Annotated in this window: 18 protein-coding genes; 15 read left to right on the top strand and 3 right to left on the bottom strand. The window is 71.3% G+C overall.

Going from position 1 to position 22,627, the window contains the following annotated elements:
• Positions 1–21 precede the first annotated feature (21 nt).
• The 6 genes from AB0J72_RS52865 to AB0J72_RS52890 are packed head-to-tail and all read left to right on the top strand — an operon-like array spanning position 22 to position 6,235.
• Positions 22–1,098 (top strand): extracellular solute-binding protein, encoded by a 1,077-nt coding sequence (locus AB0J72_RS52865; protein ID WP_363414851.1) that lies wholly within the window; start codon positions 22–24, stop codon positions 1,096–1,098.
• Positions 1,099–1,136: 38 nt separating this feature from the next.
• A complete protein-coding gene (locus AB0J72_RS52870; protein ID WP_363414853.1) occupies positions 1,137–2,240 on the top strand; it encodes an ABC transporter ATP-binding protein in 1,104 nt (367 codons plus the stop codon).
• Entirely contained in the window at positions 2,230–3,966 is a 1,737-nt protein-coding gene (locus tag AB0J72_RS52875) for an iron ABC transporter permease (protein WP_363414856.1), read from the top strand. The genes AB0J72_RS52870 and AB0J72_RS52875 overlap by 11 nt, the downstream gene beginning before the upstream one ends.
• A gap of 4 nt (positions 3,967–3,970) precedes the next feature.
• On the top strand, positions 3,971–4,471 hold the full coding sequence (locus AB0J72_RS52880; protein ID WP_363414859.1) for a nuclear transport factor 2 family protein: 501 nt from the start codon (positions 3,971–3,973) through the stop codon (positions 4,469–4,471).
• Positions 4,472–4,505: 34 nt separating this feature from the next.
• On the top strand, positions 4,506–4,880 hold the full coding sequence (locus AB0J72_RS52885; RefSeq protein WP_344502091.1) for a hypothetical protein: 375 nt from the start codon (positions 4,506–4,508) through the stop codon (positions 4,878–4,880).
• Positions 4,877–6,235 carry an FAD-binding protein gene (locus tag AB0J72_RS52890; RefSeq protein WP_363414863.1) on the top strand — a complete coding sequence of 453 codons (1,359 nt, stop codon included), beginning with the start codon at positions 4,877–4,879 and terminating at the stop codon, positions 6,233–6,235. Before AB0J72_RS52885 ends, AB0J72_RS52890 begins: the two co-directional genes overlap by 4 nt.
• A 106-nt stretch (positions 6,236–6,341) precedes the next feature.
• On the opposite strand, the gene AB0J72_RS52895 is transcribed toward AB0J72_RS52890, so the two are convergent.
• Positions 6,342–8,018: a copper resistance protein CopC gene (locus tag AB0J72_RS52895; RefSeq protein WP_363414866.1), complete on the bottom strand. Its 1,677-nt coding sequence runs from the start codon at positions 8,016–8,018 to the stop codon at positions 6,342–6,344.
• Positions 8,015–8,758: a YcnI family protein gene (locus AB0J72_RS52900; RefSeq protein WP_363414869.1), complete on the bottom strand. Its 744-nt coding sequence runs from the start codon at positions 8,756–8,758 to the stop codon at positions 8,015–8,017. Before AB0J72_RS52900 ends, AB0J72_RS52895 begins: the two co-directional genes overlap by 4 nt.
• Before the next feature lie 182 nt (positions 8,759–8,940).
• Between AB0J72_RS52900 and AB0J72_RS52905 the strand changes: the two genes are divergently transcribed.
• Positions 8,941–9,165 carry a tautomerase family protein gene (locus tag AB0J72_RS52905; protein ID WP_344502098.1) on the top strand — a complete coding sequence of 75 codons (225 nt, stop codon included), beginning with the start codon at positions 8,941–8,943 and terminating at the stop codon, positions 9,163–9,165.
• 87 nt (positions 9,166–9,252) lie between these two features.
• Here the strand turns inward: AB0J72_RS52905 and AB0J72_RS52910 are convergent, their stop codons facing one another.
• Positions 9,253–9,999, bottom strand: coding sequence for an IclR family transcriptional regulator (locus tag AB0J72_RS52910; RefSeq protein ID WP_363414872.1), 747 nt, complete (start codon positions 9,997–9,999; stop codon positions 9,253–9,255).
• Positions 10,000–10,203: 204 nt separating this feature from the next.
• Here AB0J72_RS52910 and kduI point away from each other — a divergent pair, with 204 nt between their 5' ends.
• From kduI to AB0J72_RS52950, 8 genes are all read left to right on the top strand, one after another.
• Entirely contained in the window at positions 10,204–11,010 is an 807-nt protein-coding gene (kduI, locus tag AB0J72_RS52915; RefSeq protein ID WP_344502340.1) for a 5-dehydro-4-deoxy-D-glucuronate isomerase, read from the top strand.
• Positions 11,007–11,762, top strand: coding sequence for a 2-dehydro-3-deoxy-D-gluconate 5-dehydrogenase KduD (gene kduD, locus AB0J72_RS52920; protein ID WP_363414874.1), 756 nt, complete (start codon positions 11,007–11,009; stop codon positions 11,760–11,762). Before kduI ends, kduD begins: the two co-directional genes overlap by 4 nt.
• A gap of 100 nt (positions 11,763–11,862) precedes the next feature.
• Positions 11,863–12,948 carry a sugar ABC transporter substrate-binding protein gene (locus AB0J72_RS52925; RefSeq protein ID WP_363414877.1) on the top strand — a complete coding sequence of 362 codons (1,086 nt, stop codon included), beginning with the start codon at positions 11,863–11,865 and terminating at the stop codon, positions 12,946–12,948.
• Positions 12,949–13,049: 101 nt separating this feature from the next.
• Positions 13,050–13,946 (top strand): ABC transporter permease, encoded by an 897-nt coding sequence (locus AB0J72_RS52930; RefSeq protein WP_363414880.1) that lies wholly within the window; start codon positions 13,050–13,052, stop codon positions 13,944–13,946.
• A complete protein-coding gene (locus AB0J72_RS52935; protein ID WP_363414883.1) occupies positions 13,943–15,469 on the top strand; it encodes a sugar ABC transporter ATP-binding protein in 1,527 nt (508 codons plus the stop codon). Before AB0J72_RS52930 ends, AB0J72_RS52935 begins: the two co-directional genes overlap by 4 nt.
• Positions 15,466–16,461, top strand: coding sequence for an ABC transporter permease (locus AB0J72_RS52940; RefSeq protein ID WP_363414886.1), 996 nt, complete (start codon positions 15,466–15,468; stop codon positions 16,459–16,461). The genes AB0J72_RS52935 and AB0J72_RS52940 overlap by 4 nt, the downstream gene beginning before the upstream one ends.
• Positions 16,462–16,489: 28 nt before the next feature.
• On the top strand, positions 16,490–17,986 hold the full coding sequence (locus AB0J72_RS52945) for an aldehyde dehydrogenase family protein (protein WP_363414888.1): 1,497 nt from the start codon (positions 16,490–16,492) through the stop codon (positions 17,984–17,986).
• 203 nt (positions 17,987–18,189) lie between these two features.
• Positions 18,190–22,485: a LamG-like jellyroll fold domain-containing protein gene (locus AB0J72_RS52950; protein ID WP_363414891.1), complete on the top strand. Its 4,296-nt coding sequence runs from the start codon at positions 18,190–18,192 to the stop codon at positions 22,483–22,485.
• Positions 22,486–22,627: the final 142 nt, after the last annotated feature.

Here is a 22,627-nt window from a genome sequence, read left to right on the forward strand (position 1 = left end):
CCACTCGAGAAGGTGGAATCAATGACGTCCTATAGATCGTCGCGGCGTCGGCCCTCATTCCGTCTCGCCGCCGTCGCCGCCGCGGCCGGCCTCCTGCTCGCCGCCTGCGGTGGCGGTGGCGCCGCCGACTCGACCGTCGGCCAGAAGCCCGAGCAGGCGGAGGGGCTGGCCGAGTCGAGCATCAAGGCCGCCGCCCAGGCCGAGGGCAAGGTCGTGTGGTACACCTCCATCCCCGAGGCCGCCGTGAAAGAGGTCGCCGCCGGGTTCAAGGCCGCCTACGGCATCGACGTCGAGGTCGTCCGGCTGACGTCGACGACCCTCATGCAGCGCTACGCCTCCGAGCGGGACGCCGGCGCGGTGAAGGGCGACGTCATCAACGTCGCCCAGACCGCCTTCTTCGAGGACGGCGTCAAGAAGAACTGGTGGTCGAAGCTGACCGAGCCGGAGGCGCCGATGCTCGCGAGCTGGCCGAAGGATCTCGTCCACAAGGACCAGTACACGCTCATCAACACCCAGCCGATCGGCATCGCCTACAACAAGGACCAGGTCAAGGAGAGCGACGTCGACACCTGGCAGAAGATCGTCGACCCCAAGTTCAAGAACAAGGTGGTCCTGGTCAACCCGGCCAACACCCCGTTCTACCTGTCGTGGCTGAAGCTGATGGAGACCGAGTACGGGCCCGACGTGCTCACCAGGTTCGCCGCCCTGAAGCCGACGGTGACCGACAGCGCCGTCCCGGGCGCCCAGCAGCTGGCGGCGGGGGAGCGCGTCCTCATGGTGCCGAACGTGCTGTCCGGGGTGAAGGAGGTCGTCGACGCCGGCGCTCCGGTGGCCACGGTGACCCCCTCGCCGACGGTGGGCGTCGAGCAGTACGCCGCGGCCAGCGTCGACGGCCCCCACCCGAACGCCGCCAAGCTGCTGCTCGGCTACCTCCTCACCCGCACCGGGCAGGAGCAGCTCAACCGGGGCTACGCCGCCTCTCCGCTGTCCGGCATCCCGGGAAGCATCCCGATGCCCAAGGACTACCGGGCCACCGACACCGCCGCCATGCAGGCCGACAAGTCGCGGCTGCTCGCTGCCGTGGGACTCTCCTCGTGATACAGGCACCTGACCTGCTCCACCGTAATCCCGGCACCGTGCAGGCAGGAGTCCGGGTCTCCGGCCTGCACATGGTCTTCCGGGACGCCAAGCATGCCGAGGTGACGGCCCTCCAGGAGGTGGACCTGGAGGTGCCGGCCGGCCAGTTCTGCGTGCTGCTCGGCCCGAGCGGCTGCGGCAAGACGACCCTGCTGCGGTGCATCGCCGGCCTCGAGACGCCGACGGCGGGCACCATCCTGGTGGACGGCCAGACCGCCGTCCTCGACGGCCGGGTCGTGCTGGAGACGCAGAACCGTCCGGTCGGGATGGTGTTCCAGAGCTACGCGCTGTGGCCGCACATGAACGTCGCCCAGAACGTCGCCTACCCGCTGACCACGGGCCCCCGGGGTGCCCGGCCGGCCAAGGCCGAGGTGCAGCGGCGGGTCGCCGAGGTGCTGGAGAAGACCAGGATCGCGCACCTGGCCGACCGGCGGATCGGGCAGCTGTCGGGCGGCCAGCAGCAGCGGGTCGCGCTGGCCCGGGCGCTGGTCGCGGGCAACAGCGTCGTGCTGTTCGACGAGCCGCTGTCCAACATCGACGCGAAGATCCGGGAGAACCTCCGGGCCGAGCTCAAGGCCATGCAGGAGGAGTGGGGGTTCACCGCGGTCTACGTGACGCACGACCAGGTGGAGGCGCTCGACCTGGCCGACCAGATCGTCGTGCTGGACCACGGGCGGATCGTGCAGACCGGCACCCCGCAGGACATCTACTTCCGGCCCATGTCCCGCCACGTCGCCGACTTCGTCGGCACGAGCAACCTCATCGCGGGCACGGTGCTGTCGCAGTCGGCCGACCGGGTGGGCCTGCAGACCGTGCTCGGCCGGGTGGACGTGCCCGGCCCGCCCGGCATCGGCCCCGCGGCGCTGCTGATGACCCGGGCCAACGACTGGTGGCTCCAGCCGCAGGACACGTCGGCCCGCGACGGGTGGAAGGGCGTGGTGAAGGCCCGCCACCTGCTCGGCGCCTACACCGAGTACCTGGTCGAGGTGGGCGAGCTCACGGTGCGGATCTGGGACCGCTACCACGAGTGGGGCGGGCCCGGCGCCGGCGTCGTCACCGGCTTCGACGCCGACGCCGCGTGGGTGGTGCCCGATGGCGGCTGACCTCGGCATGCGGCCGGCGCCGGCCGCGGCCACGGCCACGCGCCCACGCCGTCGCGGAGTTCTCTGGTACAGCGGCGTGGTCGCGACGGTCGTCATCGTCTTCGTCATCGTCTACCCCCTCGGCCGGACGGTCCTCGGCGTGTTCGGCGTCGGCGGCGACTCCACCGCGGACAGGATCGTCGAGGTCCTCACCGCCGGCAGAACCTGGCGGATGGCGGGCAACACGGTGCTCGCGGTCGCCGTCGGCGGGTCGCTGGCGCTGGCGATCGGCGCGGTCTTCGCCTGGATCAACGAGCGCACCGACGCGCGCATGGGCTTCGTGGCGCGGATGCTGCCGCTGATGCCGATGTTCGTGCCGTCCATCGCCGGCGCGATCGGCTGGGTCTTCCTGGCCTCGCCGCGGGCCGGGCTCCTCAACGGCTGGATCCGCCAGTTCCTGGACCTGTTCGGGGTCAAGGTGACCGAGGGCCCGATCGACATCTACTCGTGGCCGGGGTTGATCTTCGCGTACGTGCTGTTCCTGACGCCGTACGCCTATCTGACGATCTCCAGCGGCCTGCAGTCGCTCGACCCGGCGCTGGAGGAGGCGTCGCGGTCCTCGGGGGCGGGCGCGCTGACCACCTTCCGCCGGATCACGTTGCCGTCGCTGCGGCCGGCGATCGGGGCGAGCATCCTGGTGATCGCGACGATGGGCATGGCCATCTTCTCGATCCCGCTGGTGATCGGCACGCCCGCCGGCATCGACATCCTGCCGGTCGAGATCGTCAACCTCATGACGCACAACTACCCCCGGGACACCGGCGGCGCGCTCGGCCTGTCCATCCTGGTCATCCTCGTCGTCGGCGCCTGCTGGCTGGTGCAGCGGCGGATGGTCGCGCTGCAGTCCCACGCGACCATCACCGGCCGGTCCAGCGCCAGCGCCGCCGTGCCCCTCGGCCGCTGGAAGTGGGTGGCCCGGCTGACGATGGTCGGGTTCCTGCTGCTGACCTCGGTGCTGCCGCTGGGCGGGCTGGTCCTGGTGTCGTTGCAGCGGTTCTGGGGCGCCCGGATCCAGTGGGACAAGCTCACCTTCGTCAACTACCAGTACCTGGTCGACAACGAGCTGGTCTGGAGCGGCCTGCGCAACAGCCTCGTGCTGGCCGTCGTCTGCGCTACCGTCGCCGTCCTCCTCGCGGTGCTGGTCACCCAGACCGTCACCCGCCGGGCCGGCCTCGCCGCCAGCGCGGTCGACGGCATCGTGAAGATCCCGTCGACGCTGACCCACGTCGTGCTGGCGGTGGCGTTCATCGTCGCCTTCGCGGGTCCGCCGTTCGACCTGGCCGGCACCAGCCTGCTGCTGGGGCTGGCGTACGTGATCCTCTACATCCCGCAGGCGACCTTCTACGCCTCGGCGGCGCACCAGCAGATCGGCCCGCAGCTGACGGAGGCGTCGGCCGTCGCCGGCGCGAGCGACGCGACCACGACCCGCCGGATCCTCCTGCCGCTGATGGCGCCCAGCCTGATCGCCGGCTGGTCGCTGCTGTTCGTCCTCATGACCGGCGACATCACGGCGTCGTCCATGCTCGCCGGCACCCACACGCCGGTGGTGGGATTCGTGATCCTCGACATGTGGACCGGTGGCAGCTTCCCCAAGCTGGCCGCCCTGGGCGTGCTGATGACCGTGGTCGCCAGCGCCGTCGTGCTGCTCGTCATGCGCCTGCGTGACAAGTTCTTCCTGGTGAGGTGAGGCAATGACCCCGCTCGACGTGACCGTCGAGGACCGCCTGCTCCTGCAGGAGCTGATCGCGAGGTACTCCCTCGCCCGCGACGACCGCGACATCGACCTGCTGATCTCGCTGTTCGCGCCGGACGCCCAGTTCGAGCGGGCCGGCCGGGTCGTCGACGGGGCGGACGGCATCCGGGAGTTCTTCCTCGGCTCCATGCGCCGCTACGACCTGACCAACCACGTCAACCACGGCCAGGTGCTCGACCCGGTCGAGGGCGCCTCGCCGCGGGAGCGGGTCGCCGGCCGGGTCTCCGGGCACGCCGAGCTGGTGCCGTCCGGGATCCTGCACGTCGCCGCCTACCGCTACCACGACCTCTACGTGAAGTCCGAAGGACGGTGGCTCTTCCAGCGCCGGTCGCTCAACTTCATCTACGCGATGCCCGTCGACCAGCTCGCCGCCGGCTTCGCCGACCACCTGCGGGTGCGCTGGCACGGCGACCAGCCGCGCCCCGCGGACCTGCCCTGACCGACCACCCCTCCCGGGAACGGAGAAACCTTCGATGCCATCGAATGTCATGATCGTGCTCAGCAACACCCGCCCGGAGGTCGAGGACGAGTTCAACGCCTGGTACAGCGACGTCCACGTGCACGAGGTCGTCGACGAGCTCGACGGCTTCGCCACCGCGCAGCGGTTCAAGCTCGCCGACCAGCAGGTCGAGGAGGGCGCGACCTGGAAGTACCTGGTGATCTACACGATCCCCGAGGGCAAGCTGGCCGACGCCCAGGCCGCGATCCGGGCCCAGCGGGCCGAGCGGGCGGAGGCGCTGGCGGCCGGCCGCAAGCCGTGGATCTCGGCCCGCTCCGACCTGTTCGACGGCAAGCACCACAGCTGGTTCTTCACCGCGATCACCGACGAGATCGCGGGCAGGTCATGACCGAGCCGGCGGCGCCGTTCGTGGTGGCCGGCGCCGGTGCCGCCGGGCTGCTGGCCGCGCTCACCGCGGCACAGTCCGGCGTCGACGTCCTGCTGCTGGAGAAGGACCTGCGGCGGGGCTGCAACGCCGAGTTCTCCGGCGGGCTGGTCCAGGGCGCCGGCACCCGGTTCCAGGAGGCCGCCGGCATCGACGACTCGCCGGCGACGCTGCTGGCCGACATCCTGCGGCAGAACCGGGGCCGGTGCGACCCCGCCGTCGCCGAGCTGGTGGCGGACCGGTCCCGCGACGTCGTGCACACCCTGGCCGACACCGTCGGCCTGGACCTGCACATCGACGCCGTCACGTACGCCGGGCACTCGGTGCGGCGCCTGCACTGCACCCCGGCCGAGACCGGGAAGGAGCTGACCGCCGGCCTGCGGGCGTACGTGCGCGGCCTCGACCGCGTCGACTTCGTGGACGCCGCCGAGGTGGTCGACGTGAACGTCGCCGACGACGGCACCCTCGACGTGGCCGTCCGGCGGGGCGGGACCGGCCACGACCGGCTGCGCGCCCGGCACGTCCTGCTCGCCACCGCCGGCTTCGGCGCCAACCGGGCCCTGCTGCGCCGCTACATCGGCGACGCCGCCGCCGACAGCCACTTCATCGGCTCCGAGAACAGCACCGGCACGGGCCTGGAGATCGGGCTGCGGCTGGGCGCTGGCACCGCCTACCTGACCGCCTACGAGGGGCACAGCCACCTCAACCCGAAGTACGGCACCCGGCTCGGCGGCGCCCTACCGGCCCTGGGCAGCATCATCGTCGGCACCGACGGGCGCCGCTTCGCCCGCGAGGACATCTCCAACTCCGGGTTCGCCGCGTCGCTGGCCGCCCAGCCCGGCGGGCGCGGCGTCGAGATCTTCGACGAGCCGATCCACCACCGGGCGCTGGCCAACGGCGCCTACGCCGAGGCATTCGCGGCCGGCGTGGTCGCGACCTTCACCACCCTCGACGCGCTCGCGGACACCTTCGGCCTCCCCGCCGCCGCACTGACGGACGAGGTCGAGCGCTACAACGCCGCCGCGGACGGGCCCTGCTGGCTCGGCCGCGCCGCCCCCCGGCGCCGGCTGCACCCGCCGTACTACGCCTCGGCCGTCTCCAGCGGCCTGGTGCACACCCAGGGCGGCCTGACCATCGACACCGCCGCCCGCGTCGTGCGCACCGGCGGCGACCCGATCCCCGGCCTGTTCGCGGCCGGCGGCGCCGCCGCCGGCATCTCGGGCGACGGCCCCGGCACCTACCTGCCGGGCAATGGCCTGGCCCACGCGTTCGTGACCGGCCTGGTCGCCGCGGAGACGGTCGCCGCCGCGCTCGCGTGAGGCCCGGCCCGCCAGGGCGACCACGGTCCGGCCCGCCCGGGCGACCACGGTCCGGGCGGGCCGGGCCTCATGGGGTGAACGTCGAGCTGAAGGACGACCGGCGCGGTCAGCCTCTGACGATGAACTCCAGCTCGCCCACGGGGTTGGCGAACTGGGTGACGCGCAGGGACACCTGCATCCGCCACGTCCCGGACACCGGGAGCACGACCTGCGCCGTGTAGTGGCCCGCCGACACCTGGGTCAGCGGGATGTCGCCGAGCGTCGTCCCGTCGGTGGACAGGCGGACCACCGGCGGGGCGACGCCCTCGGCGGGTTCGCCGGCCGCGGAGCTCAGCCGGAGGGTGACGGTGTTGGGGCCGCGGGTGAGCGGGGTCAGGGAGGCCCGCACCGTGATGTCGCCCAGGGCGGTCGTGTGGGTGTCGGCGGCGGCCTCGGCCGACACGCTCGCGGGCTGGGAGCCGCCCTCGGGGCTGGTGTCGACGAGGAAGCCGGTGACGAGCAGGGCGGCGACGAGGAGCGTGCCCTCGATCGCGGTGGCGCGCACGACGGGGCGGGAGCGCGCCTCCCGGTTGGTCTTGTTCGCTGCCCGCTGGAGCCGGGGGAGGAGCGACCACCGGTTCCACGCCGCGATGGCGACGGTGACCAGCACGATGGCGATCTTGGCCAGGACCAGCCGGCCGTAGGTGGTGTCGACCAGCGCCGTCCAGGACCCGAGGATCCGCCACACGAGCAGCGAGCCCGTGGCGACCAGGGCCGCGAGGACGCCGGCGGCGGCGGTGGAGAACCGGGCGAGCACCTCGGCCGCGGTGGCGCCCCGACCGGAGAGGGCCGGCAGGGTCAGCGCCAGGCCGGCGAGTCCGCCGAGCCAGACGCCGCCGGCGAGGAGGTGCAGCGCGTCCGCGCCGACGGCGAGGAGCTCGGGGCTCGCCGCGCGGGTGTGCCCGACCAGCGCGGGGGCCGCGACCGCGACCGCGGCGGCCGTCACCGCCGCGACGCGCCGCCGCCGCGCGGCCGGCCCGGGACCCAGCAGGACCACGGCGAGCGCCAGCCCGCCGGTGACGGCCGCGGCGACGGCGTACTCGATCAGCGGCAGCGACGTCCACGTCGCGCCCTCGGTGAGCAGCGCCGGCCCGCCGCCGAGCAGGTATACCGCGGTGATCGGCAACGCGGCCGGCCACGCGACGGCCGCGACGGCCGCGGCGGTGCGCGCGGCGACGACCAGGCGGCGGCGCGGGCGGTCGACGCCGGGGCCGGCGGGCAGGAACACGGCGGCGAACGCGACGAGCCCGGCCGCGAGCAGGAGACCGACGTAGCCCACCCCGCGGGCCAAGGTCAGCGCCCAGGGGGCCTCGGGGACGCTGTCCGAGTCGCTCGGGGCCGGGGTTTTGACGGGGGTGGGCGCGCCGACGGAGAACGTGAGGGCGCCGCTGATGGGGTGCCCGTCCTCGGAGACGACCCGCCAGGTGATCACGGTCGTGCCGTCGCCCAGGCGTCCCGGCAGGCCGACCTCGAGCTCGGTGCCCTTGACGGCCGGTCTCGCCTCGACCAGCGCACCCTGGGCGTCGAAGACCTGCACGCCGCCCGGGACGCCGCGGACGGCCTCGTCGAACGTGAACAGGACCCGGTCGGGTGGGGCCTGCAGCACCGCGCCCTCGGCCGGGTCGCTGCGGGTGAGGTGCGCGTGCGCGTGCGCCGGCTGGGCGAGTCCGAGCAGCATCGCCGGTACGAAGAGCAGGACCAGCAGTGCCGTCGCCCCGACCCGTCGCGGTCCTCGGCCGGTCATGCCCGGCGGCGCTGTCGGACGAGCGCCGCGCCGCCGAGGAGCGCGCCGAGGGTGCCGGCCGCCAGCGCGGCGAGCGTCAGGGTGTCGTTTCTGGCCGGCGCGGGCGTGGCGGCCGAGTTGCCGGTGAGCGTGTGGTTGTGCGCGCCGGCCGTGCCGTCAGTGCCGGTGAGGGGCGCGGCGACGACGAAGCTCGGGGCGGGCAGCTGGAGCTCGCCGACGTCCTTCCCGTCCTGCGGGACCTCCGTCCAGGCGGATTCGCCCCGCTCGCAGGTCTGGATGGTCGGGAAGACGAGCCTGGTCCCGGCCTCGGGCAGCTGGACCGTGAGCTCGAAGACCTCGCGGTAGCCGTCCGGGAGCGGGGTGTCCGTGCTGAACGTGACCGAGGCGACCCGTTGCACGATCTTGTTGCCGTGGGCGTCCACCGCGGGCGGGTCGACGGTCTCCGTCTGCTTCGTGACCTTCCACAGCGCGGTCCGGGTGGGGGTGACCGAGGTGATCTGCGCCGGGATCTGGATGGTGATCCTGGTGGTCGGTGAGTCCCCGCAGCCGTGCCCGACGGCGAACTGGAGGAGGGCGTGGGCGCCGGCCGCGGTCGTGGAAGGCGTCACCGTGACATGCGCGCCCGCCGGGGACGCGATCCCCACCAGGCCGACGACCAGCGCGGCGGCGCCGACCCGCGCGGCGCGCCGCGACCACGGTCGAGCCGGGGTCCGGGCAGGTCCGATCTCATTGCGCCGCATGTCGCATCCTCGCGCCTCAGGACGAGTGTGGGTTGCAGAGATTCGACCAACATGCAGAACCGATGTCAAGTATGTGAACTGATGCGGGCATCGCATTGTGGTGATCCGGGCCGCACGGTAGTGTGCGTTCACACTAGTGAACTCAAGTCCATATGATGGACAGCTGGTAGGAGAGGGGCACCATGCCGAACATCACCGTCGAGCTGCTCGCGGGCCGATCCATGGAGCAGCGCCGGGCCTTCGCCCGCGCTGTGGCCGACAATGCCGTCGAGATCCTCGGGGCCCGTCTGCAGGACGTCCGCATGGTGTTCACCGAGATCACCGCGGACGACGTGGCCAACGGGGGTGTCCTGGCCAGTGAGGACGCCTCCCGCGCCGGCGTGGTCGCCGCGCTCGAGAAGCGCTGAGATCGCCGAGGTCGCTGAGGCCGCTGCTCATACGCGATGGGGCCGACCCGCAGCCGGGTCGGCCCCATCGTCGTGTGTGGGAGTGCGTCAGCGCACCAGCCGGTTGTCGCGCATCGCCGACAGGCGGGCCTTCACGCTCAGCAGCGTCTCGATGATGAAGTCCTCCCGGCCGTGCTTGAGCCGGCTGATCGGGACCGCGATGCTCAGCGCGTCGACCGACCGGCGGGAGAAGGGCAGCGCGACACCGAAGCAGCGCACGCCCAGGCAGGACTCCTCGCTCTCCTCCGCGTAGCCGACCTGGGCGGCCTTGTCGATGATCGCCAGCAGGGCGTCCCGGTCCGTGGTCGTCTGGGTGGTTATGGCCTTGATCTGATGGGGGACGAGCGGCTCGCGGACGTCCTCGGGCATCTCGGCCAGCATCGCCCGGCCGAGGGCCGTGCTGTAGGCGGGAAGGCGCCGGCCGACCGCCGAGTACATGCGCAACGGATGCTTGGACTCGCGCTTGGCGGTGTAGATGACCTCGGCGCCTTCCAGGCGGCCCAGGTGCACGGTCTCCTCGGTGGCGGCCGCGATCTCGTCCATCACGGCACTGGCGCGCGACAGGACCGGGTCGCCGTCGATGTACGCGGAGCTCACCGTGAGTGTGTGCACGCCGAGCCGGTAGACGCTGCCGGTCTGGTCGGTGTCCAGCCATCCGCGGGCGCACATGGTGCGCAGGAGCGCGTGCAGGCTGCTCTTCGGGATGCCCAGACGGGTGGCCAGCTGCAGCTGGGTGCCGGGGCCGTGGGCGGCGATGTCGTCCAGGACGTCGAGGACCCGTGCAGCCGACTTCACCTGCGAGGTTGCAGCCGTTTTGTCCGTGTCCACCCGAGGCCTCCTCATCAACGGTGCGTGTGCGCCCGGCGTCCAACACTAAACCACAGTTCACATAGAAGAACAGACTTCAGCCCCTTGACCTGTGATCGGAGCCATAGGTATCGTCGCCTCAGTTCACGTAGCGGAACGCGGTTCACAAACGAGGAGAAAGTTTTGATCGAAGTGAGGTACTCCGCATCGCCGTCCACGGTTGAGACGGCAACGACTGCGGAGTTGCGAAAGAACTTCCTCGTGGAGCGCCTGTTCCGTACCGGCGAGGTGCACGGGGTGTACACCCACGACGACCGGCTGGTCGTCGGCGGCGCGGTTCCCGGTGACGGCCAGCTCGAGCTGCCGGCCTGGGACGTGCTCGGCACGCCGTCGCACCTGGCGCGCCGCGAGCTCGGCATCGTCAACGTCGGCCAGTCCGGTCACGTGCTGGTCAACAACGAGAAGTTCGAGCTCCGCCACCTCGACGGGCTGTTCGTCGGCCGCGGCAACGAGGTCGTCTTCACCGGCCCCGAAGCCGCGTTCTACTTCGTCTCCGCCCCGGCGCACGCGGCGTACCCGACGGCCCTGCTGAGCCACTCGGCGATCGAGCCGATCAAGCTGGGCACGGCGCAGGGCGCGAGCGAGCGCAACCTCTACAAGTACGCCTGGGGCGAGGAGCTGCAGACCTCGGTGCTGCAGTTCGGCGTGACCGTCATCGCCGACGGCTCGGTGTGGAACACGTTCCCGCCGCACCTGCACGACCGGCGCACCGAGGTCTACATGTACGTCGACCTGGACGAGAAGGACCGGGTCTTCCACCTGATGGGCCAGCCCGGCGCCGCCCGCCACCTCGTCGTGCGCGACCGCGAGGCCGTCATCTCGCCGCCGTGGTCGATCCACTCGGGCGTCGGCACCGGCTCGTACGCCTTCATCTGGGCGATGGGCGGCGAGAACAACGACTACACCGATCTGACCCCGGTGCCGCTGGAGGATCTGTGACCTCGCCGTTCGACCTGACCGGCCGCTGCGCCGTCGTGACCGGCGCCGGTCGCGGCCTGGGGCAGGCGATCGCGCTCGGGCTCGCCCAGGCGGGCGCCGACCTGGTCCTGCTGGGCCGGCCGGGCAGTCAGTCGGCCACCCGGGAGCAGGTGGCCGGCCTCGGCCGGGACGTGGAGGTCGTCGACCTCGACGTCAGCGACCACGACGCGGTCGTCCGGGTCGCGGCCGAGGTCAACGGCCGACGTCAGGTGGACATTCTGGTCAACAACGCCGGCATCATCGACCGCCAGGACTCGGTGGACGTGAGCCGGCAGTCGTGGGACCGCGTGGTGGACACCAACCTGAGCGGCCTGTTCTTCCTCTGCCAGGCGTTCGGGCGGCCGATGACCGAGCGTGGGCACGGAAAGATCGTCAACGTCGCCAGCCTGCTGTCCTTCCAGGGCGGGCTCCGGGTGGCGTCGTACGCCGCCAGCAAGCACGCCGTCGCCGGCATCACCAAGGCCCTGGCGAACGAGTGGGCGCGGCTCGGCGTGCAGATCAACGCCATCGCGCCCGGCTACATGACCACCGACAACACCACCGCGCTGCGTGCCGACCCGGACCGCTCCCGGTCCATCCTCGAACGCATCCCCGCCGGCCGCTGGGGAGAGGCAGCCGACATCGCCGGCGCGGCCGTCTTCCTGAGCTCCGCCGCCGCCGACTACGTCAACGGCCACGTCCTGGTCGTCGACGGAGGCTGGATGGCCCGCTGACCCTGGCCTTCAGCGCACCAAACCAGCAGGATCAGACGACTCCTCTCTGTTGTGCCACCCCGCCGGCTCCCACCGGCACTGAAGAGATTGAGGATCAACAATGACGATCACCCCTCGTCCCGCCGCAGCGTTATTGACCCTGACACTGGCAGCCGCCGTACTGGCCGGCTGCAGCGAGGAGGCGGCCGGCGACAACAAGGCCGCCGACGCGGGCGGCTGCAAGCCGGCCGACGTGAAGCTGGTGGGTCAGGTCCGTAACGAGTCCAACCCCTACGAGGCCGCGTGGCTGGGTGGCGGCGACGCCTTCGCCAAGTCGGTCGGCCTCACCCAGGAGCGGCTCACGTACGGCGGTGACTCCACCAAGCAGCAGGAGCAGATCAGCCAGCTGCTGGCCGGTAACACCAAGTGCCTGGTCATGAACGTGCTGCCCAACGGCGACTCGGACACCGCGCCGATCGTCAAGGGTGCCGACAAGGTCGGTGCCTACCTCGTCACGCAGTGGAACAAGCCGGCCGACCTGAAGCCGGCCGACTACAAGACGTGGGTCAGCCACATCACCTACGACGGCGTCGAGTCCGGCCAGCAGATCGGCGACGCGCTCGCCACGGCGATCGGCGGCACGGGCGGCATCATCGCGCTGCAGGGCATCCTGGACACCGCCGCCGCCAAGGACCGCTTCGCCGGCCTCCAGGCGTCGCTGAAGAAGAACCCGGGCGTCCAGCTGCTGGACCAGCAGGCCGCCAACTTCTCCCGCGCCGAGGCGCTCACGGTGACCAAGACCCTGCTCACCAAGCACGGCGACAAGGTCAAGGGTATCTGGGCTGCCAACGATGACATGGCGCTCGGCGCCCTGGAGGCCCTCCAGCAGGCAGGCCTCTCCGGCAAGGTGGCCGTCGTCGGCATCGACGCCGTCCCGGACGCCGTCAAGGCCGTCCAGGGCGGGACGATGACCGCCACGGTCTCCAGCGACGGTGCCTGGCAGGGCGGCATCGGCCTGGCGATCGGCTACTGCGTGGCCACCGGCAAACTGGCCGTCAAGGACATCGCGGCCGACAACCGGGCGTTCTTCGCCAAGCAGTTCCTCATCACGAAGGCCAACGCCGCCGACTTCGCCGCGCCGAAGACGGACCCGTCGGACTTCGAGTGCGGCAACGTCTTCAAGCGTGTGGCCGGGCCCCTGAAGTGACCATGGCAGCCGAGGTCGTCACAGCGCCTCGCCGTAGCTCTCGGCGAGGCGCGTCGTTCCGAGACGCTGGCCCACCGGTCGCGCTGGTCGTCATCTGGCTGGTGTTCGCCGCGCTGAGCCCGCAGTTCCGCAGCATCGGCAACGCCCAGAACATCATGGACGCCGCCGCGGTGCTCGCGGTCGTCACCTGCGGTATCACGTTCGTGCTGATGATGGGGTCCATCGACCTGTCCTCAGCGGGCGTCATGGGCGCCGCCGCCCTGACCGTGTCACTGCTGGTGGCCAACAATCGCAACGACAACGACTTCGGGCTGTTCGGCATCCTGGTCGCCGTCGTGCTGGGCTGTGCGTTCGGCTGCCTGAGCGGCCTGGCGCTGGTACTGCTGAAGGTGCCGTCGTTCATGGCGACGCTGGGGGTCTCGGCCGTCGGGCTCGGCGTCGCGACCCTCATGTTCGCCGGCGTCCAGCCCAACATCTCCGACGCCATGCTCAAGGGCTGGGCGATCGAGCGCTTCCTGGGCCTGTCCTACCTCACCTGGATCGCCGCCGCGTGCGTCCTGGTGGGCTGGCTCATCCAGCGCTACACCCGGCTCGGCCGGTACGCCTTCGCGATCGGCGGCGCCGAGGAGGTGCTCGCGCTCTCCGGTGTCCGGGTGAAGCCGTACAAGGTGGCGGTCTTCGCGCTCGCCGGGGCCTTCTACGGCCTCGGCGGGGTGATGGTGACCAGCCAGCTCGGCGCCGGCCTCGTCCAGGCCGGCAACGGGTACGACTTCTCGGCCATCACCGCCGCGGTCGTCGGCGGCACCCTGCTCACCGGCGGCCGCGGCGGCATCCTGCACTCGGCCGTGGGTGTCCTGCTCGTCGTGGTGCTCACCAACGGTCTCGTGCAGGTCGGCGTCAGCCCGTACTGGCAGGGCGGCGTCGAGGGCCTGATCGTCGTGACCGCGGTCGCCGCCGCCGTCATCCCGCAGCGCCGCAGAAACCAGGTGACGAAATGAGCACCCCAACTGTGCCGGCGCTGGAGGTGCGCGGCCTCGTCAAGCACTACCCGGGCGTGAAGGCGCTCGACGGCGTCGACTTCGTGGTCAACCAGCACGAGGTCCTCGGCCTGGCCGGGGAGAACGGCGCGGGCAAGTCCACGCTGCTCAAGGCCCTCGTAGGCCTCGTCACCCCGGACGCCGGCGAGATCTACGTGCGCGGCGCGGCCGTCAAGCTGCGCAGCGTCGTGGACGCCGCCAACCACGGCATCGGGATGGTGTTCCAGGAGCAGTCGCTGGTGCCCAACCTGACCGCCGCGGAGAACATCCTCCTCGGCAGCGAAGGCGGCGCGGTCCGCCGCGGCGTCTACCGCTGGGACGTCATGCGCCGCCTCGCCCAGGAACAGCTGGACAAGATCGGCTCGCACATCGACCCGCTCGCCCGCACCGACACGCTCTCCTTCGCCGACCGGCAGATGGTGGAGATCGCGAAGGTGCTGCGCATCGAGGAGCGCAGCCAGCACCCGCCGGTCATCATCCTGGACGAGCCGACCTCGGTGCTGGAGTCCAAGGAGATCGAAACCCTGTTCGCGCAGATCCGCCGGCTGCGCGAGTTCGCCTCGGTCGTCTTCGTCTCGCACCGTCTCGACGAGGTGCTGGACGTGTGCGACCGCGTCACCGTGCTGCGCGGCGGCCAGTCGGTCGGCGAGGTCGCCACGGCCGGTGCCGTCCCGCGCGAGCTGCACCGGATGATGATCGGGTCGACCGGGTCCGACGACCACTACCACGAGAACGCCGCCGCGCCGGTCACGGCCGAGCAGCCCCGGCTGTCGGTCCGCGGGCTGTCGGGCAAGACGTTCCGCGACGTCGACCTCGACGTCGGGGTCGGTGAGATCGTGGCGATCGTCGGGGTCCACGGATCGGGTCGCGAGGACGTCTGCCGCGCGCTGTTCGGCGCCGAGCCGACGACCGCGGGCGAGATCCGGATGGACGGCACGAAGATCGACCTGCGCAGCACCCGCGCCGCGTGCGCCGCCGGCATCGGCTACGTGCCGGCCGAACGCAAGATCGAGGGAATGGTCGGCCCGATGTCGGTGGCCGAGAACATGACCCTGGCCAAGCAGCAGGCCCGCTGCGCCGGCCCGTTCGTGGCGCCGAAGAAGCAGGCCGGCCTGGTGGACCGCTGGATCGAGCGGCTGTCCATCCGCACGCCGGGCCGCGACACCGCCATCCAGCGGCTGTCCGGCGGCAACCAGCAGAAGGTGGTCCTGGCCCGGTGGCTGGTCGGCGGCGACATCCGCCTGCTCCTGCTGGACCACCCGACGCGAGGGCTGGACATCGGCGCCCGCTCCGAGGTGTACCGGCTGATGCGGGAGCTCGCCGCGACCGGTGTCGCCACGGTGCTGCTGGCCGACAGCCTCGAGGAGGCCATCGGCATGGCCGACCGGATCCTCGTCATGAACGACGGGCGGGTCGCGGCCGAGGTCGCCTGCCCGAGCGGCGGCAAGCCGAGCCCGCTCGACCTCGTGAAAGAGATGGTATGAGCACTTCTGCTGCCATGCAGCCGGTCGCCGAACCCGCGACCGGCACCGCGGCGCCCCGCCAGGCCAGGCGGATCACCGGGTTCATGCCGCTCATCGCCCTGGTGGCGCTGGTGGCCGCCCTGACCATCGCCGACCCCGACTTCCTGACCACCCGGAGCCTGACGGCGGTGTTGCGGACCGCCGCGCCGCTCATCGTGCTCGCCGCCGGGGCGACCCTCGTCGTCCTCTGCGGCGGCATCGACCTGTCCATCGCGGCCCTCGCGTCGCTGACGACGGTCCTGCTGGCCCTGTGGCTACCGGAACTCGGAGGCCTGGCCACGCCGATGGTCATCCTGGTCGCGGCGGCGATCGGTGCGGTGCAGGGCGCGGCGCACGTGCTGCTGCGGATCCCGTCGTTCGTCGTCACCCTCGGCGGGATGAGCATCCTGTCCGCGGTCGCCCTCGTCGTGTCCGGCGCAGGCACCGTGCGGGTCGTGGACGACTCGACGGTCAAGTGGCTCGAGCTGTACGTCGCCGGCTACGTGCCGATGTCGGCCGCGATGGCGATCGTCGTCGTGGCCGTGATCGCGCTGCTGCTCAAGGTGACCCCGCTGCAGAGCTGGATCTCCGCCACCGGCTACTCCGAGTCGGCCGCGCGGCTCGCCGGCACGCCCGTCGACCTCGTCAAGATCGGCGTGTTCTGCGTCTCCGGCGCCTGCGCCGGGTTCGCCGCGGTCATGCTGGTCTCCCGCCAGTACAGCGGCGGCCCCACCATGGCCGACAACCTGCTGCTGCCGGCGGTCGCGGCGATCGTCGTCGGCGGCACCGCGATCACCGGTGGCCACGGCAGCGTGTGGCGCAGCCTCGCCGGCGCGCTCGTCGTGACGCTGCTGCGCGTCGGCCTGCCGATCGTCGGCGTGCCGTCGGCCTACGAGCAGATCCTCTACGGCGTCGTCATCGTCGTCGCCGTCGCGCTCACCCTCGACTATTCAAAGATCTCGATCATCAAATAGCCGATCCCGGCACCTACGGAAGGCCATCATGCCCCACGAGAACCCAGCGCTCCTGCCCGCCGTCCGGTCGTTCCTGTCCTCACCGAAGCAGCTGCTCATCGGCGGCGAGTGGGTGGACGCGAAGGACGGCAGAACGTTCGAGACCGTCAACCCGTCGACCGAGGAGGTGCTGGTAGAGGTCGCGTACGGGTCCGCCGTCGACGTGGACCGCGCGGTCGTGGCGGCCCGCACGGCGTTCGAGCACCGCTCCCCGTGGTCGAGGATGACCCCGCGCGAGCGCTCCCACCTGCTGTGGCGCATCGGCGACCTCATCGACGCCCACGCCGACGAGTTCGCCCAGCTGGAGGCTCTCGACAACGGCAAGCGGGTCGAGGCGGCCCGCGACGGTGACGTGGCCATCTCCGCCGAGCTCTTCCGGTACTTCGCGGGCTGGGCGACCAAGATGGAAGGCACGTCCATCCCGATGTCCGTGCCGGGCCGGGAGTTCCACGCCTACACCCGCCGCGAGCCGGTCGGCGTCGTCGCGGGCATCGTGCCGTGGAACTTCCCCCTGCTCATGGCCTGCTTCAAGATCGTCCCGGCGATCACCGCGGGCAACACCGTCATCCTCAAGCCGGCCGAGCAGACCCCGCTGACCGCGCTGCGCCTCGGCGAGCTCCTGCTCGAGGCGGGCGTGCCCGCCGGCGTCGTGAACGTCGTGCCCGGTTTCGGTGACACCGGGGCCGCGCTGGTCGACCACCACGGCGTCGACAAGGTCGCCTTCACCGGCAGCACCGAGGTCGGCAAGAAGATCGCCGCCGCGGCGTCGGGCAACCTGAAGAAGGTCTCCCTCGAGCTCGGCGGCAAGGCGCCCAACATCATCTTCAACGACGCCGACCTCGACGCCGCTGTCGCCGGTGCGGTGCTGGGCGGCTACTTCAACGAGGGCCAGTGCTGCGTCAACGGCTCGCGCCTGTACGTGCAGCGCGGCGTCTTCGACCAGGTCGTCGAGGGGGTGGCGGCCGCCGCGGCGGCGATCAAGGTGGGCGACGGCTTCGACCCGGCGTCGCAGATGGGTCCGCTCGTCTCCCGGGAGCAGCACGAGAAGGTGCTCGGCTACATCCGCGGGGCGGTGCAGGAGGGCGCCGTGCTGAACGCGGGAAGCGCCGACGCGGTCGGCGACCGCGGCTACTTCGTCCAGCCGACGCTCATCACCTCCGTGAACGAGCAGATGGCCGTGCAGACCGACGAGATCTTCGGTCCCGTCGTGACCGCTATTCCGTTCGACACCGAGGACGAGGTGGTCGCCGCCGCGAACAACACGGTGTACGGGCTCGCCGCGGGCGTGTGGTCGCAGAACATCGGCACGGCGCACCGGGTCGGCGCCCGCCTGCGGGCCGGCACGGTGTGGCTCAACACGTGGCACGCCGACGACGTCACCCTGCCGCGCGGCGGCTTCAAGCAGTCGGGCTGGGGCCGTGAGCTCGGGTCGTTCGGCCTCGACGACTACACGGAGCTCAAGACCGTCATCGCCGAGCTGCGATAGGCAACGCCGACGCAGGCTCCCGGAACGGATTCCGGGGGCCTGCGTCGCGTCCGGACACGGTTCGCATATGGGAATCTCTGAAAAACTCGGTTCACGTACGTAGACGCAGTTCTTGACGACGTATTCTTGTTGCCCTACGTTCAGGCTCTCCGTGGTTGGTGTCCGCCATGCCGCCACGTCCGCCGAACCTCAAGGGATCTCTTATGAAAGTGCCCCGCAGGTCAGCTCACTTCCGCCTCTCAACGTATTTGTCCGGCCGGGCCGCCGCCGCGACCGCCGCCCTGGCGCTGATCGCCGGATCGGCCGCCGCCGTCGCGATTCCCGCCGTGGCGCATGCGGCCCCCGCCGACGACGGCCGGCTCAGCGTGCTGTTGTTCTACAAGCCCAACTTCCACGCCTCCAACGTGGAGGCCCGGCAGGCCGTGCGTGACCTGGCGACCCAGCTCGGCACCCAGTACAACCAGCCGGTGGACATCCAGGAGACCGACGACCCGGCGGCGTTCACGACCGCGAACCTCGCCATCCGTGACACGGTGGTCTTCGCGCAGACCGGTGGCGTGCTGTTCAACGCGGCCCAGCGCTCCGCGCTCGAGGCCTACATCCGCGGTGGCGGCGGGTTCATGGGCATGCACTACACCGGCTGGTCGGTCGGTGAGAGCGAGCACGACGTCAACCCGTTCTACGCCCGCCTCGTCGGTGCCGCCTCCGAGGGACACCCGGAGAACCCCGGCGTGCGCCCCGGCCGGGTGTTCGTCTCGGACGCCACGCACCCGCTCGTCGCGGGCGTGACGACGAGCATCACCCGCAGCGACGAATGGTACGACTGGGTCGTCAACCCGGCGCCCAACGTGCGGACCCTGGTCGAGGCCGACGAGGCCTCCTACGGCATGGGCCGGCAGGGCTCCAAGCACCCGCTCACCTGGTGCCAGACGATCGACTCCGGCCGGTCCTGGTACACCTCCATGGGGCACGAGGGCACCGCGTACTCCGAGGCGTACATGCGGGCCCAGATGAAGAACGGCCTCGCCTACGCCGCGAAGCTCCTCGCGGCGGACTGCTCGCCGCCGCGGAAGGACTCGGCCGGCGCCTGGAGTGGCGTCACGCCGTGGCCGCTGGTCCCGATCAACATGGCGCTGACCTCCGACGGCCGGGTGCAGTCCTTCGGCAGCGTCGGCGGCTGGGCCAACGACACCACGCCGTACGACTGGACCGGCAACGACGGGGTCACCCAGGGCGGCCAGATGGAGGTCGACGTCTGGAACCCCGCCACGCCACGCACGCTGGCGAACCTCCGCGCCGGCATCATCCCCAACACCACGTACACCGACCTGTTCTGCTCCATGCAGGTGCAGAGCCCGCACGACCACTCGATCATGACGGTCGGCGGCGACGACGGCATGGGCGGCAACGCCCCGAACGACGGCGCGATCGGCGTCACCAGCTACTCGACGAACAACGGCCTGCAGACCGAGGCGCCGCTGAACATCCCGCGGTGGTACCCGACCGGCACCACCATGCCGAACGGCTCCGTCGTCGTCCAGGGCGGCAGCCGCACCGGCGGCCCCGGCGGGGCCGGCGTCAAGACCCCGGAGATCTACACCCCGGAGTCGGGCACGGGCTGGAAGCTGCTCACCGGCGCCACCAACTCGGCCGCGTACGGTGACGGCGGCGCGGACCACGCCGGTGCCGACGAGAACCGCTGGTGGTACCCGCGGGCGTTCGTCGCACCGACGACCGGCACGCTGTTCAACATCACCGGTACGCAGATGTACGAGCTGAACCCGGCCGGCAACAACGGCACCGGCCAGATCACGCTGCGCGGCACGCTGCCCACCAACATCTCCAACCAGGGCGCCAACGGCAACCCGGTCGGCGCCACGTCCACCGCGGTCATGTACCGCCCTGGCAAGATCATGCAGGTCGGCGGCGGCTGGTGGGGCAACGGCGGTGGCCCGGACGGCGCCCGCGCCGGCTTCACCGTCGACATCACCGGCGGCACCGCCAACCCGGTCGTCACGGCGATCCCGCCGATGAAGTACCAGCGGCACTGGCTGACCTCGACGCTCCTGCCCGACGGCCGGGTGCTGATCACCGGTGGTAGCCGGGAGAACAACGGCAACGGCAGTTACGTCACCAACCCCGAGATCTGGGACCCGACCACCAACACCTGGTCCGAGGTCGTCATCCCGCACGAGCACGCCCGGCTCTACCACTCCACGGCCCTGCTCCTGCCCGACGGCCGGGTGATGGTCGGCGGCGGCGGCGCTCCCGGCCCGCGCAACTACACGGACGTGGAGTACTACTCGCCGGGGTACCTGTTCAACGGCGACGCGCTCGCCCCGCGCCCGGTGATCAACACCGCGCCGCAGAAGATCGGTTACAACGGCAACTTCCAGATCGGCGCGACCGGCACGGTCTCCCGGGTCACGCTGGTCCGCAACGGTTCCGTGACGCACGGGTTCAACAACGATCAGAACTTCCAGGACCTGGCGTTCAGCCAGTCGGGCGGCACGGTGAACATCACCTCGCCGGTCAACGGCAACTACGCCCCGCCCGGGTCGTACATGCTGTTCGTCTGGGACAACACCGGCACCCCGTCGGTCGGGAAGATCGTGCAGATCGACCCCGCGGTGGTCATGACGCAGCTGAACCCGCGGGTCGTCGACCAGTTCGAGTACCCGCGCCTGCCCGCCGAGTGGCGCACCAACGTCGCTCCCGCGACCGTCGACGTCGCCGCCGGCAACAGCCGGATGTCGCCGTGGAACGTCGCGAGCCAGGTCCAGCTGGTGCGCGGCAACGCCACCGGTCAGGGCGGTCTCGGCTTCACCGGGTACCAGCTCAGCCTGGGCACCACGGGCAACGTCACCCGCGCCGTCAGCGACCTCACCCCCGGTAACACGTACCGGATCTCGCTGCGCTACGCCCGCGACGCCCGGTCGTCCGGGACCGCCGCGGCGACGGGAACGCTGACGATCGGCAACCTCAACGCCACGCTCACCGCCACGACCGCCCTGCCGTCGACGGCCGCCTACGGCTCGTACGTCGGCACCTTCACGGCCGCGACCGCCTCGCAGGTGCTCACCCTGAAGGCGGCCGCGGGGACCGGCGCCGGTCTCATGATCGACGACCTGGTGATCGTTGGCGACAACCCGCCGCCGCCGGCCACCGGAATCCCGATCCGGTACGAGTTCGAGGAGGGCACGGGCACCACGGCCGCCAACACCGGCTCCGTCGGCTCGGTGGGGGCCGCGGTCCTGACCGGGACCACCGGCTGGTCCACCAACGGCGTGCTCGGCAAGGCGATCAACTTCCCCGGTGCCAGCACCGCGAACGCGGTCGACCTGCCGGACAACCTGCTCCAGGGCGCGGCGAACTTCTCCACCGGGTTCTGGGTCCGCCCCGACACGAAGAGCAACTGGACCGGCCTGTTCCACATCGGTGACGGGCTCGGCTCCGCCGGCAGCTACTACCAGATCCAGATGCAGACCCAGGCGAGCGGGAGCACCGGGCTCGCGGTCACCTTCAAGGCGAAGACCGGCCCCGAGGAGCGGGTCTACGCCAGTCCGGCCCAGGACGTGGTCGCCGGCCAGTGGAACCACGTGGCCTTCACCCGTCAGGGCTCGATCGGCACGCTGTACCTCAACGGTCAGGTGATCGCGACCCGTACCGACCTGACCATCGGCATGACCGAGATCGGTCCGACGACCAACAACTGGCTGGGCCGCAACGGTTACGGGGACGCGGCGTACGACGGCCTGATGGACGACGTCCGGATCTACACGTCCGCGCTGACCTCGGCGGACGTGGCCGCGATGTACAACGAAGGTGTCTCGGTCCGGTACACCTTCGACGAGAACACGGGCACCGCCGCCGCGAACACGGGGGCGAAGTCCTCGATCGGCGCCGCGACCCTGACGGGCACCACGTCGTGGAGCGCGTCCGGCAAGTACGGCCCCGCGGTGAACCTGCCGGGCGGCGACGCGGCCTCGGGCAACCAGGTCCGGCTGCCCGACAACATCGAGGCCGGGCTGGACACGCAGTTCACCGTGTCCTTCTGGGCCCGGCCGGACACCCTGCCCAACTGGGTGCCGCTGGTGCAGATCGGCAGCAGCACGGACACGTTCTTCCTGCTCCAGTCCGCCACCAACGGCAACACCACCGGGTTCGGTGCCACGTTCAAGGCACCGGGCGTGGCCACCCAGGAACGGCTCCTGCTCGGCGCCGGCAACGACCTGCCGCTCAACGCGTGGACACACGTCGTGTTCACGCAGAACGGGTCGGTCGGGAAGATCTACTTCAACGGCGTCCTGAAGGCCACCCGCACCGACTTCACCATCAACATCGGCAACGTCGGCGTGGGCGGCAACACCACCGCCAACTACATCGGCGGGACCAGCTGGGGCGATCCGAGGTTCGACGGGTTGATCGACGACTTCCGCCTGTACGGTTACGAGCTCACCGCCGAGCACGTGACGCAGCTGTATGCGGGTCGCCGATAGGCACACCCCGCCCGTAGGGCGGCAGTGACGGCGTGGGGGGGGGGGGGGGGGTCCCCCCGGCCCCCCCCGGGTGGGGCCCGGGCCGGCCCGGGGGCCGCGCGGGGGCGGGGGGCGCCGCCGCCCGGGGGTAGGGTGGGGCGGT

This window comes from Dactylosporangium sp. NPDC049742 (genome assembly GCF_040674675.1).
GTDB lineage: Bacteria > Actinomycetota > Actinomycetes > Mycobacteriales > Micromonosporaceae > Dactylosporangium > Dactylosporangium maewongense.